This is a genomic window from Bradyrhizobium sp. CCBAU 45394 (assembly GCF_028128655.1).
Classification (GTDB): domain Bacteria; phylum Pseudomonadota; class Alphaproteobacteria; order Rhizobiales; family Xanthobacteraceae; genus Bradyrhizobium; species Bradyrhizobium diazoefficiens.
This window is the reverse complement of record NZ_LBIX01000161.1, coordinates 56,406-71,180: the sequence shown is the minus strand read 5'-3', so window position 1 is coordinate 71,180 and position 14,775 is coordinate 56,406. Positions and strand designations below refer to the sequence as shown.

The 14,775-nt window shown below is 65.6% G+C and carries 14 protein-coding genes; 5 read left to right on the top strand and 9 right to left on the bottom strand.

What is annotated here, in order from left to right; all coding sequences use genetic code 11:
• Nucleotides 1-121 precede the first annotated feature (121 nt).
• Nucleotides 122-1,498: a tetratricopeptide repeat protein gene (locus WN73_RS19885; RefSeq protein ID WP_028173599.1), complete on the bottom strand. Its 1,377-nt coding sequence runs from the start codon at nucleotides 1,496-1,498 to the stop codon at nucleotides 122-124.
• 230 nt (nucleotides 1,499-1,728) lie between these two features.
• Entirely contained in the window at nucleotides 1,729-2,493 is a 765-nt protein-coding gene (locus WN73_RS19880) for a tetratricopeptide repeat protein (RefSeq protein ID WP_028173600.1), read from the bottom strand.
• Between the two features lie 70 nt (nucleotides 2,494-2,563).
• Between WN73_RS19880 and WN73_RS19875 the strand changes: the two genes are divergently transcribed.
• Both WN73_RS19875 and WN73_RS19870 read left to right on the top strand, forming a co-directional pair.
• Nucleotides 2,564-4,141, top strand: coding sequence for a cation:proton antiporter (locus tag WN73_RS19875; RefSeq protein ID WP_011084124.1), 1,578 nt, complete (start codon nucleotides 2,564-2,566; stop codon nucleotides 4,139-4,141).
• Nucleotides 4,142-4,281: 140 nt separating this feature from the next.
• A complete protein-coding gene (locus WN73_RS19870) occupies nucleotides 4,282-5,052 on the top strand; it encodes a hypothetical protein (protein WP_060909281.1) in 771 nt (256 codons plus the stop codon).
• Between the two features lie 169 nt (nucleotides 5,053-5,221).
• Here WN73_RS19870 and WN73_RS19865 read toward each other — a convergent pair whose 3' ends face one another.
• From WN73_RS19865 to WN73_RS19845, 5 genes are all read right to left on the bottom strand, one after another.
• The gene (locus tag WN73_RS19865) at nucleotides 5,222-6,028 is read right to left on the bottom strand and encodes an SDR family NAD(P)-dependent oxidoreductase (RefSeq protein ID WP_028173603.1); all 807 of its coding nucleotides are present in this window, start codon (nucleotides 6,026-6,028) and stop codon (nucleotides 5,222-5,224) included.
• A gap of 57 nt (nucleotides 6,029-6,085) precedes the next feature.
• On the bottom strand, nucleotides 6,086-6,463 hold the full coding sequence (locus WN73_RS19860) for a DUF1850 domain-containing protein (RefSeq protein ID WP_028173604.1): 378 nt from the start codon (nucleotides 6,461-6,463) through the stop codon (nucleotides 6,086-6,088).
• Nucleotides 6,460-8,568, bottom strand: a complete 2,109-nt coding sequence (locus WN73_RS19855; protein WP_028173605.1) for a TRAP transporter permease — start codon at nucleotides 8,566-8,568, stop codon at nucleotides 6,460-6,462. The genes WN73_RS19860 and WN73_RS19855 overlap by 4 nt, the downstream gene beginning before the upstream one ends.
• A gap of 216 nt (nucleotides 8,569-8,784) precedes the next feature.
• Nucleotides 8,785-9,732 (bottom strand): TAXI family TRAP transporter solute-binding subunit, encoded by a 948-nt coding sequence (locus WN73_RS19850; RefSeq protein ID WP_028173606.1) that lies wholly within the window; start codon nucleotides 9,730-9,732, stop codon nucleotides 8,785-8,787.
• A gap of 193 nt (nucleotides 9,733-9,925) precedes the next feature.
• Nucleotides 9,926-10,405: a hypothetical protein gene (locus WN73_RS19845; protein WP_028173607.1), complete on the bottom strand. Its 480-nt coding sequence runs from the start codon at nucleotides 10,403-10,405 to the stop codon at nucleotides 9,926-9,928.
• A gap of 195 nt (nucleotides 10,406-10,600) precedes the next feature.
• On the opposite strand from WN73_RS19845, the gene WN73_RS19840 reads away from it, so the two are divergent.
• Nucleotides 10,601-10,903: a hypothetical protein gene (locus WN73_RS19840; protein ID WP_028173608.1), complete on the top strand. Its 303-nt coding sequence runs from the start codon at nucleotides 10,601-10,603 to the stop codon at nucleotides 10,901-10,903.
• 113 nt (nucleotides 10,904-11,016) lie between these two features.
• Here the strand turns inward: WN73_RS19840 and WN73_RS19835 are convergent, their stop codons facing one another.
• On the bottom strand, nucleotides 11,017-12,231 hold the full coding sequence (locus WN73_RS19835) for a hypothetical protein (protein ID WP_271554498.1): 1,215 nt from the start codon (nucleotides 12,229-12,231) through the stop codon (nucleotides 11,017-11,019).
• A 56-nt stretch (nucleotides 12,232-12,287) separates the two neighbouring features.
• Nucleotides 12,288-12,917 carry an NUDIX hydrolase gene (locus WN73_RS19830; protein ID WP_271554496.1) on the bottom strand — a complete coding sequence of 210 codons (630 nt, stop codon included), beginning with the start codon at nucleotides 12,915-12,917 and terminating at the stop codon, nucleotides 12,288-12,290.
• Nucleotides 12,918-12,985: 68 nt separating this feature from the next.
• Between WN73_RS19830 and WN73_RS19825 the strand changes: the two genes are divergently transcribed.
• The gene (locus WN73_RS19825; protein ID WP_038965339.1) at nucleotides 12,986-13,411 is read left to right on the top strand and encodes a PaaI family thioesterase; all 426 of its coding nucleotides are present in this window, start codon (nucleotides 12,986-12,988) and stop codon (nucleotides 13,409-13,411) included.
• A gap of 338 nt (nucleotides 13,412-13,749) precedes the next feature.
• Nucleotides 13,750-14,760, top strand: a complete 1,011-nt coding sequence (locus WN73_RS19820) for an aldo/keto reductase (RefSeq protein ID WP_028173612.1) — start codon at nucleotides 13,750-13,752, stop codon at nucleotides 14,758-14,760.
• Nucleotides 14,761-14,775: the final 15 nt, after the last annotated feature.

Here is a 14,775-nt window from a genome sequence, read left to right as displayed (position 1 = left end):
GTGAGGGGGAGTCTCCCCGGGGACGGTGAGAGCTGGACTCGCGGAGAGTCCCCCTCACCCGGAATTTGCTGTCGCAAATTCCGGCCTCTCCCCGCACGCGGGGAGAGGAGAAGAATCCCGCCTACCCCTCCATCGCGTTCAGCCGCTGCAACCGCTCCTGCATGACCTTCCTCAGATCATAGCCGGGCCGGCCAAAGCTTGAGTTGCGGGTGGCGAGGAAATCGCGCTGGGTACGGCGCAGGTCGCCGGCCGAGCGCTTGTTCGCGGATTTCAGCACGCGCTCGTAGGTCTCGGCGATCTGGCGGTCGAGCACGCCCAGCTCCGGATCGGCGCAGATCACCTTCTCGACCTCGCGCTTCGCGGTCGCGCAATCGAACGAGGGGCCGTTGCCGGAATTCGCCGCGAGCGGACGCCGCGGCTCATCGCCGAATTTCGCGATCTCCGCGATCATGGTGCGGCGGCCGTTGGCCGCGTTGTCGTTGCCGGGGTCGAGCTTCAGCGCGGTCTCGTAATCGGCCAGCGCCTTCCTGCGCTCGCCCATCTTCTTGTAGAGCACGGCGCGATTGTTGTAGGTCTGCGCGAAATTCGGATCGAGCTTCAGCGCGGACTCGTAGTCGCTCAGCGCCGCCCCGAACTCGCCCTTGAACTGGTAGGAATCGCCGCGGTTGGTGAAGAAGTTCGGCTTCGGTGCCAGCCGCAGTGCCTGGTCGTAGTCGGCGATCGCCTTGTCGTAATCGCCCATCGCGGCCAGCGACAGGCCGCGATTGTCGTAATATTCCGGCACCTTCGGATCGAGCCTGATCGCCTCGCCGGCGTCGGCGACGGACTTGTCGAGCTGGCCGAGCTTCTTGTAGGCCGCGCCGCGATTGGTGTAGGTGCGCGGCCGGTTCGGATCGAGCCGGAGCGCCTCGCTGAGATCGCGGATCGCCTTTTCGTTGTCGCCGCCGAGATAGTAGGTCACGCCGCGGTCGGACCAGGCCTGCGCGTCATCCGGCTTCAGCTTGATCGCCTGGTCGTAATCGGCCAGCGCGCGGTCGAGCCGGCGCTGACTGGTGTAGACGACGCCGCGCAGCTCGTAGGACTCCGCATCCTGCGGATCGAGCTCGATCGCCTTGCTGAGGTCCGCCGCGGCGCGGTTGAGATCGCCGCCGGCCTCGCGCAGGAGATCGCCGCGCAGGCGCCAGGCTTTTGCGTTCTTGCCGTCGAGTGCGATCGCGCGATCGATGTCCCGCAGGGCCTGGGTGAGACCACCCGAGGTGCGCGCATTGGCGTCAGCACGGACCAGCAGCGCCGCAGCGCGATCGGAGCTCGAATTGGCCGCCTGGTCGATGATGGCGCTGCACGACGTGATCAGCTCGGCGGGAGCAGCCTTGCTGCCGGCGATACAATCGGCGGCGGCCGAGGCAGGCGCGGCGAGGACAAGGCTCATGGCGGCGCTGAGCAGGAGGGCGCACAGCGAGGTTTTGGATGCTTGCGCGGAAGAGCGCGTGCCGCACATGAGGAAGGCTCCGTGACGTCAGGTTTTCACCATTGTCGCGGTGGATTGGCGATGGGTTCAAGCGCGCCCAGCAAGCGACGCACCGGCACCTGCACTCCCTCGCCCCGCTTGCGGGGAGAGGGGGAGCCTCAGCGGGGACGGCAGCAGTGAGACTCGCGGAAAGTCCCCCTCACCCGGAATTTGCTCCGCAAATTCCGGCCTCTCCCCGCACGCGGGGAGAGGCGAAGAACTCAATACCCGTCCACCCCGTTGATCTGTTGCAGCCTGTCCTGCATCGCCTTCTTCAGATCATACCCCGGTCGGCCAAACCCGCTATTCCTGCGCGCGATGAAATCGTCCTGTTCGCGCTGGATCTTGCGCGCCTCCGCCGGGCTCTGGGCTTCGCGGATGACGCGCAAATGCGATCCGTAGATCTCGCGGTCGAGATCGGCGAGCTCGCGATTCCCGCAGATCGCCTTCTCCACGGCGCGGGCCGCGCGGGCGCAATTGAAGCTGGGCTTGCCCGCGACCGCCATCTGCGCGCCGATCCGCTCGAGCTCGCGCGCCATAGCCTTGTGATTGGCCTTGGCCTTCTCGTGGTTCGGATCGAGCTTCAACGCGGCGCCGAAATCCTGCACCGCCTTGGGCTTGTCGCCTTTCTTCAACCAGAGCTCGCCCCGCGCGTTGAAGACATCCGCGAGGGTGGGATCGAGCAAGAGAGCACGGCTGTCGTCGGCGATCGCGCGGTCGACCTGATCGTGCCGCGCGTAAAGCGCGCCGCGCGCGACGAGCGCCTTGATCAGGTCCCCCTTCGCCGTCTTCTCATTGTCGATCACGTCAGCGCAGGCGGAATTGGCCTTGTCCATGTCGTCGCCAGCGGCAGCCGCAAGGCACGGCGCGATGTCGACCTGCGTGACGGCGGCCGGCTCGCCACCGGTCGCGGCCAGGGCCACGCCGAGCGGGAGCGCGCAGAGCAGTACGGCACCGGACCATTGAATGAGATTTTGAAAACGCATGCTTGCTGCAGTCAGGAGGTCTTGCCTTGAGGCCGTACTATCCATCATACGGCCGGATTGGTGCTAGCTTGTGGCGCCGCTCAAATCGGTTTCGGGGATTATCGTGTCGACATTCGAATGGATCATCGCGCTGCTGCTCGGCGCCGTTGCCTTATCGGCGCTGGCGCGGCGGATCAAGGTCCCCTACCCGACCTTTCTCGCCATCGGCGGCGCCCTGATCGCTTTCGTTCCGAATAGTCCGACCTGGACGCTGGAGCCGGACCTGGCACTGGCGCTTTTTGTCGCACCGGTCCTGCTCGATGCGGCCTTCGACACCTCGCTGCGGGACCTGCGCAACAACTGGGTTCCGGTCTCGACCCTCGTCGTGGCCGCGGTCGGCCTGACCACGGTAGGAGTTGCCTACGTCGCGCACCGGCTGATGCCTGACATGCCCTGGGCCGCCGCGATCGCGCTCGGCGCCATCGTGGCGCCGCCGGATGCCGCGGCGGCGGTCGCGATCCTGAGCCAGGTCAAGCTGCCCCATCGCATGGTGAAGGTGCTGGAGGGTGAGAGCCTGCTCAACGACGCGACCTCGCTGCTGATCTATCGCATCGCGGTCGGCGCGGTCGTCATGCAGCATCTGAAATGGAGCGAGGTCGCGCCGACGATCGCGCTGGCGCTGGTCGGCAGCGTCCTCGCCGGTCTGCTGGCGGGGCGCATCATACCGCTGTTCCTCCAACGCGTGAAGGAAGCGCCCAGCGCGATCATCCTGCAATTCGCCACCACCTTCATGGTGTGGATCGCCGCCGAGCATCTCGGCCTCTCCGGCATCCTCACCATCGTCGTCTACGCCATCACCATGGCGCGCACGGCGGGGGCGCACATGCCGGCGCGGCTGCGGGTGCCGTCCTATGCGGTGTGGGAGACGATGGTGTTCGTGCTCAACGTGCTCGCCTTCATGCTGATCGGCATGCAGATGCGGCCGATCTGGACGCGATTGGACGCGGACGTGCGCTGGGAGTATTGCGTGGCGGCAGCCTGGATCCTGCTCACGGTGGTCCTGGTGCGGCTGCTCTGGGTGACGTTCTACCGCACGACATTGCGCGCGCTGATTGCCCACGGACTTTATCATCCCAAGGATCCGAAACAGGTGGCCTCGCCGAAGGGCGGCCTCATCATCTCCTGGTGTGGCATGCGCGGCCTCGTCACGCTCGCGACCGCCTTCGCCCTGCCGGAGAACTTTCCCTATCGCGACTTCATCGTCTTCATCGCCTTTGCCGTCGTGCTGGGATCGCTCGTCATCCAGGGCCTGACGCTGCGGCCGCTGATCCTGGCCTTCGGGCTCAAGGACGACGATCCCGTCGGCATCGAGGTCGCGCGCGGACGCGCGGTCGCCTATCGCGCGGCGCTCGATGCGATCGAGAGCGACCCGTCGGAGGAGGCGGAAATCCTGCGGCTCGAATATCGCGCTATCCTGATGCAGGCGGACGACGATCCGAACGGCGGCATTGCCAGTGGCGAATTACCGGCCGATCCGCTGCGCCGCCGCGCCATCGAGGCTGCGCGCAAATCGATCTTCGACCTGCGCGCCACCGAGGTGATCGGCGACGACGCCTTTCACCGCCTCGAGGAGGAGCTCGATCGCGCAGAATTGAGCGCGGGGGGATAAGCCTCAAGAGCAGCACACTCCGCTGTCGTCCCGAACGAGCGAAGCTCCAGACAACGCGCAGCGTTGACTGGAGCGGAGCGCCGATCCGGGGACGACAGCGGGGCATTGAACCAAACGCCGTCTCTTCAGACACACTCCAGATGACGACCCTGATCGACGACCGTCGTGTTCGCGCGCGTGATGCGTCGCCTGCACGATATTTTTACCTCCACATGGCCCTGGCCTGCGCGGCGACCGCTTTTCTCGGCTTCGCGCCGACCTATTGGGTGCCGCTCGCCCACCGGACGTTCTCCGCAAGCCCCGTGATTCACTTTCACGGCCTCCTGTTCTTCACCTGGTCTCTCTATTTTGTGATCCAGACCTGGCTGGCGGCTTCAGGCCGCGTGGTCAATCACCGCGCGATCGGCATCGTCGGCGTTTCGCTCGCGACCGCGATGACGATCTTCGGCTTCCTCGCCTCCGTGCACGTGATGCAGCACTCCGCCGCGCTCGGGCAGAAAGAAGCCGGCATCGCCTTCTCGATCGTGCCGATGAGCGGCATCGCGTTCTTCGCGGTGGTGTTTGTGCTCGGCATCGCGAACACCCGCAGGCCCGAGATCCACAAGCGCCTGATGCTGCTCGCCGCGGTCTCGATCCTCGACGCCGCGATCGCACGCTGGTTTCTGACCTTCCTCGCCCCTCCCGGACCGCCCGGCCCGCCGCCGGTGCCGGTGACCATCGCGCCGGCCGTGGTCGCCTCGCTGTTGCTCGTCGTCGCCATGGTGCGCGACTGGCGCACCGAGCGCCGCGTGCATCCGGTCTACATCACCGGCACGCTCGCGATGCTGGCGGTGAAGGTGCTGAACTGGCCGATCAGCGAAAGCGCGGCATGGCATGCGTTCGCCGGCGGGATTCTGGCGCTGGCGCAGTAGTTCTCCGATGTCGTCCTGGCGCAAGCCAGGACCCATTACCCCGAATGTCGATTGTTGAAGAAGGCTGGAGCTACCAGCCTTCGCCAAACCTGTCCCTATGGTAATGGGTCCTGGATCAGCGCTCGCTACGCTCGCTTGTCCAGGACGACGGCGGAGTGTGAGGCAGCGCTTACGCCCCCGCCTTGCACGTGATCCCGCCGTCCACCACCAGCTCGATCCCCGTCACATATTTCGACTCGTCCGACGCCAGGAACAGCGCGGCATTCGCGACGTCAAAGGCATCGCCCATGTGACCCATCGGCACCTGGGCATCGCGCGCGCGCCACATCGCCTCGACGTCGCCCTTGGCGTAGCTGGCGGCAAGGCCGGCGGAATGCTCGACCATCGGGGTCTTCATCAGGCCGGGCAGGATCGCATTCACGCGCACATGATGCCGCGCGAACTCGATCGCGGTGGTGCGCGTCATCTGGTTCATCGCCGCCTTCGAGGTGCCATAGGTGACGTAGGAGATGCCCATGTGGCGGATCGAGGCGATCGAAGAGATGTTGATGATTGAGCCGCCGCCCTGCTTCACCATCACGGGGATGACGTGCTTCATGGCGAAATAGGCGCTCTTGAGGTTGACGCTGAAGACGCGGTCCCAGCTCTCCTCGGTTACCTCGACCACGCTGCCCATCTCGGCGATGCCGACATTGTTGTCGAGCACGTCGATGCGGCCATAGGCCTTCAGGCACGCCGCGACCATCGCCTCGATCTCGGCTGACCGCGAGACGTCGGCGGTAAACGCGGTCGCCTTGCCGCCTTCGTCATTGATGATCTTCGCGGTCTCCTCCGCAGCAGTGCCGTTGCGGTCGACGCAGAACACCTGCGCACCCTCGCGCGCGAAGGTCACCGCGGTCGCCTTGCCGTTGCCCCAGCCCGGCCCGATCGAGCCCGCGCCCACCACCATCGCAACCTTGCCCTTGAGCCGATCCATCGCGTGTCTCCCTTGTTGTTGTTCTTGTAGCCCGGATGGAGCGAAGTGCAATCCGGGCTACGGATCGTTGCAGACCTTCATCGTCGTGACGTTAGCACCTATGGGATGCCCGACAATCTCCGACAATGTCCGGCACGCGCCGTCATGGCAGAGCCGCCATTCCCCGGCCGCGCCGGAATTGCCGAGCACGACCTCCTGCATCGGCGCACGCTGCGGCTGCCATTGAAACCAGCCATCGACGAGCCGCGCTTCGGGCGGCGGCTCCATGCCGGCACCGCTGCCCTTGACCCGCGCCTGCACCAGTTCGAGCCCCGCCGGCGTGACGCGCCAGTCCTCCTGCCAGTCGACCTTTTCGATCGAATGCGTCCACACCAGCGTGAAGGCGGACAGCGCCAGCGCCTTCACGCCCGATGCTGTGGCGAAGCAGAGGCTCACACCGCCTCGACCACTGCCGGCGGGCGCTGCCGCCACTGCCACAGCACGAGCGCGGCGGACAGCACGAAGCCCGCGGTGTCGCTGAACGGGAAGTCGCCGAGCAGGCAGAACGCGGCACCGAGCGCGACCAGGCGTTCGACGAGCGTCAGCCGCGTGAACAGGAAGCCGATCGCCACCATGCCGAACAGGCCGATCGCGACCAGCGCCTTGAAGGTCGCCAGCGCGACCGCGCCGTAGAAGCCGAGCTTGGCCGCCATGGGATCGCCGGCCTGGAGCATCAGCGCCGGCGAATAGACGAAGACGAAGGGGATGACATAGCCGGCGAGCGCGATGCGCATCGCCTCCCAGCCGATCTTGTCCGGATTTTCCTTCGCGATCGGCGCGGCCGCGAGCGCGGCGAGCGCGACCGGCGGCGAGAGGTCGGCCATGATGCCGTAGTAGAACGCGAACATGTGGCTCGCGATCAGGGGCACGCCGAGTTTCGCCAGCGCGGGCGCCGCGAGCGCGGCGGTGATGATGTAGGTCGGGATGGTCGGAATGCCGGTGCCGAGCAGGATCGACAGCAGCATGGTCATGATCAGCGCCAGGAACAGGCTCTTCTCGCCGAGACCGATCACCCAGCCGCCGAAGATGGTGCCGACGCCGGTCTGCGACATCATGCCGATGATGACGCCGACGATGGCGCAAGCCATGCCGACGGTGATGGCGGACTTGGCGCTCTCGGCCAGCGCGTCGCGGCACTCGCGCAGGGCCTTGAACCCGCCGCGGATGAAAGCGGTGATCACGATCAGCCCGGCCACGACGCTCGCGACCGGCACGATCTGAAGGCCGTCGCGCGACAATGCGGCGACGACGAGCGCGAGCCCGACCCAGAAGATGGTGCGGATCACCATCGAGGACGCACCGGCCGTGATGCTGGCGCCCAGGATCAGCGTCACCGTGAGCGCGAGGCCCATGCTGCCGGCATAGAGCGGCGTAAAGCCTTCGAACAGCATGTAGACCAGCGCGGCGAGCGGCAGCACGAGGTACCAGCGCGTCACCAGCGCCTTCCAGGCGCTCGGGATCTCCGAGCGCTTCATGCCGACGAGACCGTGCTTGCCGGCTTCCAGATGCACCATCCAGAACGCGGATGCGAAATAGAGGATCGCGGGGATCGCCGCTGCCTTCACGATCTCGGAATACTGGACGCCGAGCGTCTCCGCCATGATGAAGGCGACCGCGCCCATCACCGGCGGCATGATCTGCCCGCCCATCGACGCCGTGGCCTCGACACCGGCTGCAAAGGCGCGGCGATAGCCGAACTTGATCATCAAGGGAATCGTGAACTGGCCGACGGTGACGACGTTGGCGACGCCCGAGCCCGAGATCGTGCCCATCATGCCCGAGGCGAACACCGCGACCTTGGCAGGTCCGCCGCGGGTGCGGCCGAACAGGCCGAGCGAGACGTCGGTGAAGAGCTGGATCATGCCGGCGCGCTCGAGGAACGAGCCGAACAGGATGAACAGGAAGATGTAGGTCGCCGACACGTAGATCGGCACGCCGTAAAAGCCTTCGGTGCCGAACGACAGATGCGTGACGATCTGGTCGAAATCATAGCCGCGATGGTTGAGCGGCGATGGCAGATACTGGCCGAAGAACCAGTAGAGCAGGCACGCGCCGCACATCAGCGGCAGCGCCGCGCCCATCAGGCGCCGCGTGCCCTCGAAGATCAGCACCGCAAGCAGCGTGCCGACGGCGAGATCGAGCCTGGTCGGATCGCCGTCGCGCGCGATCAAATCGGCGTAGAAAATCCACTGGTAGAGGCCGCAGAAGAAGCCGGCGCCGCCGATCACCCAGCCGAGCGCGCGGCCGACATCGCTCCTTGCAGTGAAGTTCGCGATCAGGCCGAAGGTGAGGAGAACGAGAAAGCCGACATGGACGCCGCGCACCACCTGGCTCGGCAGATAGTTGAAGGCGGCGACATAGAGCTGGAAGGTCGCAAAGGCGATGCCGATCCAGTAGGCGAGCCGGCCCCACCAGCCCGGGCCAAACCCTTCGGGGAAGCCGTGCTCGAAATTGTCGAATTCGACCTTGATGGGCGCCTCAGAGCCCTCTGCCTGCAACATCGATGTTTCCCCGCGCCCTGATTAGGTGCGTTCTTACAGCATTCGCGCTGCGCCCTGAATACGTCATACCCGGGCAGAAGCGCGAAGCGTCTTCGCGCAGATGACCCGGGCATCCACGCTCACTCCGTCATTCCGGGGCGATGCGACGCATCGAACCCGGAATCTCGAGATTCCGGGTTCGGCTCTTGCGAGCCGCCCCGGAATGACAGCGGAGAATTACTTGATCAGCCCCTTTTCCTTGTAATAGCGGATCGCGCCGGGGTGCAGCGGAACCGGGCTGCCGGTGGCGGCCGTCTCGAGCTTGATCTCCTTGCCGGCCGCGTGGGCATTCTGCAACTCCGGCAGCGACTCGTAGACCAGCTTGGTCATCTGGTAGGCGAGATCGTCGGACACCGCCGAGCTGGTCACGAGATAGTTGACCACGGCCGCGGTCGGCACGTCCTTGTCCTGGCCCGTATAGGTGTTGGCGGGAATGGTCGCCGCGATGAAGGGCGGGCCGATCTTGTCGACGGTCTCCTTCGGCACCGACACCACCGTGATCGGGCTCGAGGTGGAGAGATCCTTCAGCGAGGCCACGCCGAGCCCGGCCGATTGCAGCGTCGCACCCAACTGGCGGTTCTTCATGAGGTCGACGGATTCGGCGAACGGCAGATACTCCACCTTGCCGAGGTCCTTGTAGCTCATGCCGGCCGCGCTGAGGATCGCGCGGGAGTTCAGCTCGGTGCCCGACTTCGGCGCGCCGACCGACAGGCTCTTGGCCTTGAGGTCGGCCAGCGTCTTGATGCCGCTCTCGGTGGTCGCGACGATCTGGATGTAGTTCGGATAGATCGCGCCGATGGTCCTGAGCTTGTCGAGCTTGGTCTTGAAGCCGGCTTCCTCGTCGCCGTCCCAGGCCGCCTTGAGCGAGTCGCCCAGCGTGAACGCGAGCTCGCCGCGGCCCTGCTGGAGCAGGATCAGGTTCTCGACCGACGCCTTGGTGGCCTGCACCTGCGTCTTCACGTTCGGGATCTTGTCGCCGTAGATCTTCCCGATCGCGACCCCGAGCGGGTAGTAGACGCCGGAGGTGCCTCCGGTCAGCACGTTGATGAAGGATTGCGCATGCGCGCAAGGCGCCGACGCCGCCAGAGCAAGAGCCGCGGCCACGCCGAAAATCGTCCGTTTCATGATTTCTGTACTCCCCAAACCGGCGGGGAAATTGGCCGGATGAGGGGGGCGGGTCAACCCATCCAATAGGCAAAACAGGACTGCGGTAAACAGCCGTTCCGGCTCGACTTTTGGGGAACCCGACGGGTGCGGCGACGTGGCGCAGCCGGATCGCGGCGCGCCCGAACGCATCGTGTTCGAGCGCGCTATCTGCTCACTGGAACGTCATGTCCAGGCACTTGGAGATGTCGGAGCCGAGGCCGGAGGAGATGATGATGCAGCCGCGCACCTTCTGCGCGGTGACGTCAGCCGCCCAGACCGAGTAGCCGCCGGGGCCGAAGAACGAATTGGTGTTCGGCGGCTCGGTCTCGGTGGCGTCGAAGTCGTAATGTCCATCGGTCTCGAAGATGCGCGGCTTCTTGGTGCAGCCGCCGTCGGTCTGGACGTTGATGACTTCCTTGTTGTCCCGGGTCAGCGCCAGCGAGACCTGGCAGCGGAAATATTCCGAGGTCCTGGTGTTGAAGAGATAGGTGTAGGACTTGCAGGTCGCCGTGTTCAGCTTGCCCGGGGCAAGGCCGCGGCTGCACGAGATCCGCTGGTTGTGGCTGAGCTGGTAATCATCGGCCCGGGCGGCCGGTGCCAGCGCCGTAAGCAACAGCGCGGCAGCCGAGCAGGCTTTAATGACATGGTTCATTCGAATCATCCCCACCAATATTTTTGTCGAATTGCGTTCTAGACGGAAAGCGGAACATAGTCGCGAGGGGACGAAGGGAAAATCACAAACTGCTGGACAAGACGTGATGCGCCGCGGCGCTTTCGCGAATTGACCCGAAAATGCCGTTCGTGATTTGTTCAAGCCGGGCACCCCGACGATGGGGAGGATAGGATCATGGCATTTTCAACGAAGGCATTTGCAATCGCAGCCGCGCTCGGCGCATTCACAGCACCCGCATTGGCGCAGACCGAGGCGACGCCCTGGGAGCTCAAGCCCGACATGGGCTACGCCTATGACAGGGACGGCAAGACTTATTCCTACAAGATGGGCACCAGCAACGCCGGCGAGCTGCTGAAGGGCGCCAAGAAGGTGCCGAAGGGCACGCTGTTCTTCATCGGCCACAACGGCCAGCTCTACATGCGCAGCGGCCCGTATCTGGAAGGCGACGGCAAGTTCAAGTTCGGGCCGGATCAGTAGGCACGGCACCGTAGGGTGGGCAAAGGCGCGTTAGCGCCGTGCCCACCACCTGTCAGCACACTCTGGTCGAAAGCGGTGGGCACGCTTCGCTTTGCCCACCCTACGGCAGCGTCCTAAAACGCCCCCGCCAGCTCCCGCGCGCCGGCATTGTTGCTGTTGCTGTCCATCCGCGTATCCGTCACCGCGAGCAGCTTCGCCACCGTGTTGTGGCGGATCGCGACCGGGTTGCGCTCGTAGCCGCCGCGCTGGAAGAAGTTCGAGGTCGGCACCTGGTCGCGCATCGCCTGCGGCATCGTCACCATGTCGAGGCCGGTGCCGTCGCCGGTGAGGTTCATCATCTCGAGCTCGGCCGCCGTGAGCGGACGCGCGTAGCCCTTTGCGCGCGCGAACAGCACCGACGTCAGCAGCTTGTGGGTCTGCAGCATCGGTCCGATATCGACGTCGAGCACCATGGCATGCATCGCCCAGCCCTGCGCGGTGTTGCCGATCTTCTCGTGCTCCGACCAGGTGTCCGGCACCGACTTCGCATGCGCCACCATTTTCTTCAGCACGGTGAGCTTGTGCTCGAGCGACTGCCGCGCCGGGCCCGAGGTCCGCGCCACCTTGTCGGAGAGCGCGCGAATGAATTCATGGCCCTGCTCGGCCAGCAGCTCGACGCTGTTGGTGGTCAGGAGCTGGTTGTAGCCCATCGCGGTCGAGATCGCGCGCTTGCCGCCATGCTCGATGCCCGCCTGCACGTCGTAACTGCCGGTGCCGCCGGTCTCGAACGAATAGACCCGCACGGCCTGCTCGCGCGTCAGCCCGGAGGCGAGCGCGTAGCGCGCATAGGCGCGCTTGAACTCGACCTCGCTGGACGGGCGCTGCGGCGTGAACTGGTAGAGCTCCTGCGCCGCACGCAGCAGATCGGCGACGACGGGGATCGGCTTTTTGGTCGGGCGCTCCGGCGTTTCCTCCGGCTCCGGATTCACCGGCCGCTTCGGCCCGTTATACAGCGGCGGATGCTCCAGCACGTAATCGTCGAGCGTGATCTGCTGCCCGCCGCGCCGCTTGGCATTGCGGGTCTTTCGCTTCTCGGAGATCTGGCCCCAATAGGCACCGGCTTCCTCGTCGAAGGCCGCGCGCGCGGCCTGATATTCCTGCAGCTTGCGGCGATATTCGAGCACGGCGGGCGACGCCCCGCCTTGCGCAAAAAACTGCGACAGGAGCTGGGCCTTGGCATCGCGGACGGCGGGCGGCAGCGCGTCGGACGCGCCGCCACGCGCGGCGGGCGCGAGCAGGACGAGCGCGAATGGAACCAGCGCAAGGCTCTTTCGAATCGAATGATGCATGCCGCTCTCTTAACAGGCATCCGGTAACCGTCACGTTAACGCGCCGTTTACCATCGTCACTTCCAGGCGAACACCGGCTGTTCCAGCTCGGTCACGCGGGTCTGCCGCCCCGCCAGCACCTCGCGGAACTGGTAGATCAACGCCGCCGTCGGCGCGTGGATCAGGCTCATCTGGTGGTGAAAGCGGATCACTCGGCGGCTGCTTTCGGGGATCGCGGTGAAATCAAAGGCGTCGTCGCGCTCGATCGTCGCGAGCGCGATGCGATGAACGGAGGCGACCTCGTCCGGGTTCGGACGGATGGCGGCGGCGGCCGTGGCCCAGACCACCACCGGCGTGATCAGATAGCCGGAGCGGGTCGGATAATCGTCGAGCGTGCCGAGCACCTCCGCGCTGGTGAGGCGAAGGCCGAGCTCCTCGTCGAGCTCGCGCAGCGCCGCCTCGACCGGCGTCTCGCCGGCATCGCAGCGTCCGCCCGGCAAGGCCCATTGGCCGCGATGAGCGCGCAGGTGCGATGCGCGCAGCGTGAGCAGGAACGCGGTGTCGTCCCCCTCGCCCGCCGCGGTCAGCGCGACCGCCACCGCGGCGCGCTTCAGCGAAGGCGCTGCGCCGTCTTCCGGCAGCCGCGTGAAGGCCGCGCAGGCGACCGCGATATTCCGCCGTGTGGCATCGTCGAACGGTCTCATCATGCTTGACTACACCACGTCCGCCCCCGATGAAATGAGATCGCAAGGCCCGCAGAGGAATGGACGACGAGATGACCAACAAGGCCGCCGCAAGGCTCAAATCGGAGGGCTGGACCATCCTCGAGACCACGGGCTTCTTGCACCTGATCGGCCCCTTGTGGCAGCGCAAGGTCGACGGCCGCTACGAATTCGCACTCGCCACCGAGGACAAGCATCACAACCGCCGCGGCATGGTCCAGGGCGGCGTGATGATGACGTTCGCCGACCGCACCTGCGGCATGACCGCCCGCTACGTCTCCGGCAAGGAGTTCATGGCGACAGTGCAGCTCGACACCCATTTCGTCGAGGCCGGCCAGATCGGCGACATCTTGATCTCCCGCCCGCGCGTGGTGCGCGCGACGCGCAGTCTGATTTTCATGAGCACCGAAGTCAGCGTGGACAACCGCTGTGTGGTGATGGCCAACGGCGTGTTCAAGATCTTGAAGGGGCCGGCGTAACGGCGCGTTCCGCCGTCGTCCTGGCGAAAGCCAGGACCCATTACCCCTGAGAGAAATTGCAGCGCGAACCGGTAACCGCGAATCTTCGCAAAACCAATTCCTGGGGTAATGGGTCCTGGATCGGCGCTCGCAATTGGACAACGCTACGCGTTTCCAAGCGCTCGCTTGTCCAGGACGACGATGGGGAAACAACGGCGCTCCCCCAACCTCGTCATTGCGAGCGCAGCGAGGCACTCCAGACGCGTTCCTCGGACGCATCTCTGGATTGCTTTGCAGCGCTCGCAATGACGGAGCGGGATGGCTATGCTGCCCCCACAAGAAGCAGCGAGGATCCGCCCATGCAATACCGCCAGCTCGGCCGCACTGGCCTGAAAGTCTCGCCGATCTGTTTGGGCACCATGATGTTCGGCGGACCGACCGATGAAGCCGCGTCAACGCGGATCATCGCGAAGGCGCATGATGCCGGGATCAATTTCATCGACACCGCCGACGCCTATTCGAAGGGCGGCTCCGAAGAGGTCGTCGGTCGCGCGATCGGCAACAACCGCCATGCCTGGGTGCTGGCGACCAAGCTCGCCAACCCCATGGGCGACGATCCCAACCGCGTCGGCCTGTCGCGGCGCTGGGTGTTGCAGGCCGCGGACGAAAGCCTCAAGCGGCTCGGCACCGACCACATCGATATCTACTATCTGCACAAGGAGGACCATGCGACGCCGCTGGAGGAGACGGTGCGCGCGATGGGCGATCTGATCCGCGCGGGCAAGGTGCGCTATTTCGGCGTCTCGAACTATCGCGCCTGGCGCGTCGCCGAGATCTGCAACATCTGCGACCGGCTCGGCATCGACCGGCCCGCGGTGAGCCAACCCTATTACAACGCGATGAACCGCATGCCCGAGGTCGAGCACTTTCCGGCCTGCGCCTACTACGGCCTCGGCATCGTGCCCTATAGCCCCTTGGCGCGCGGCGTGCTCACCGGCAAGTACAAGCCGGATGCAGCCCCGGACAAGGAGACGCGTGCGGGACGCAACGACACCCGCATGATGCAGACGGAATGGCGGCCGGAGTCGCTCCAGCTCGCGCAGGAGATCAAGAGCCACGCCGAGAAGAAAGGCATCACCGCCGGCCAGTTCGCGGTCGCCTGGGTGCTGAACTCCGCTTTCGTCTCCTCGATTGTGGCGGGCCCGCGCACCGAGGAGCAGTGGGACGGCTACATCAGCGCACTCGACTATCGCTTCACCAGCGAGGACGAAGCCCTGATCGACCGCCTGGTGACGCCGGGCCATCCCTCGACACCGGGCTACAACGACCCGGCCTATCCGATCGAAGGCCGCCGCGCGCGAACGGCATAACAGCGGGAGGCGACG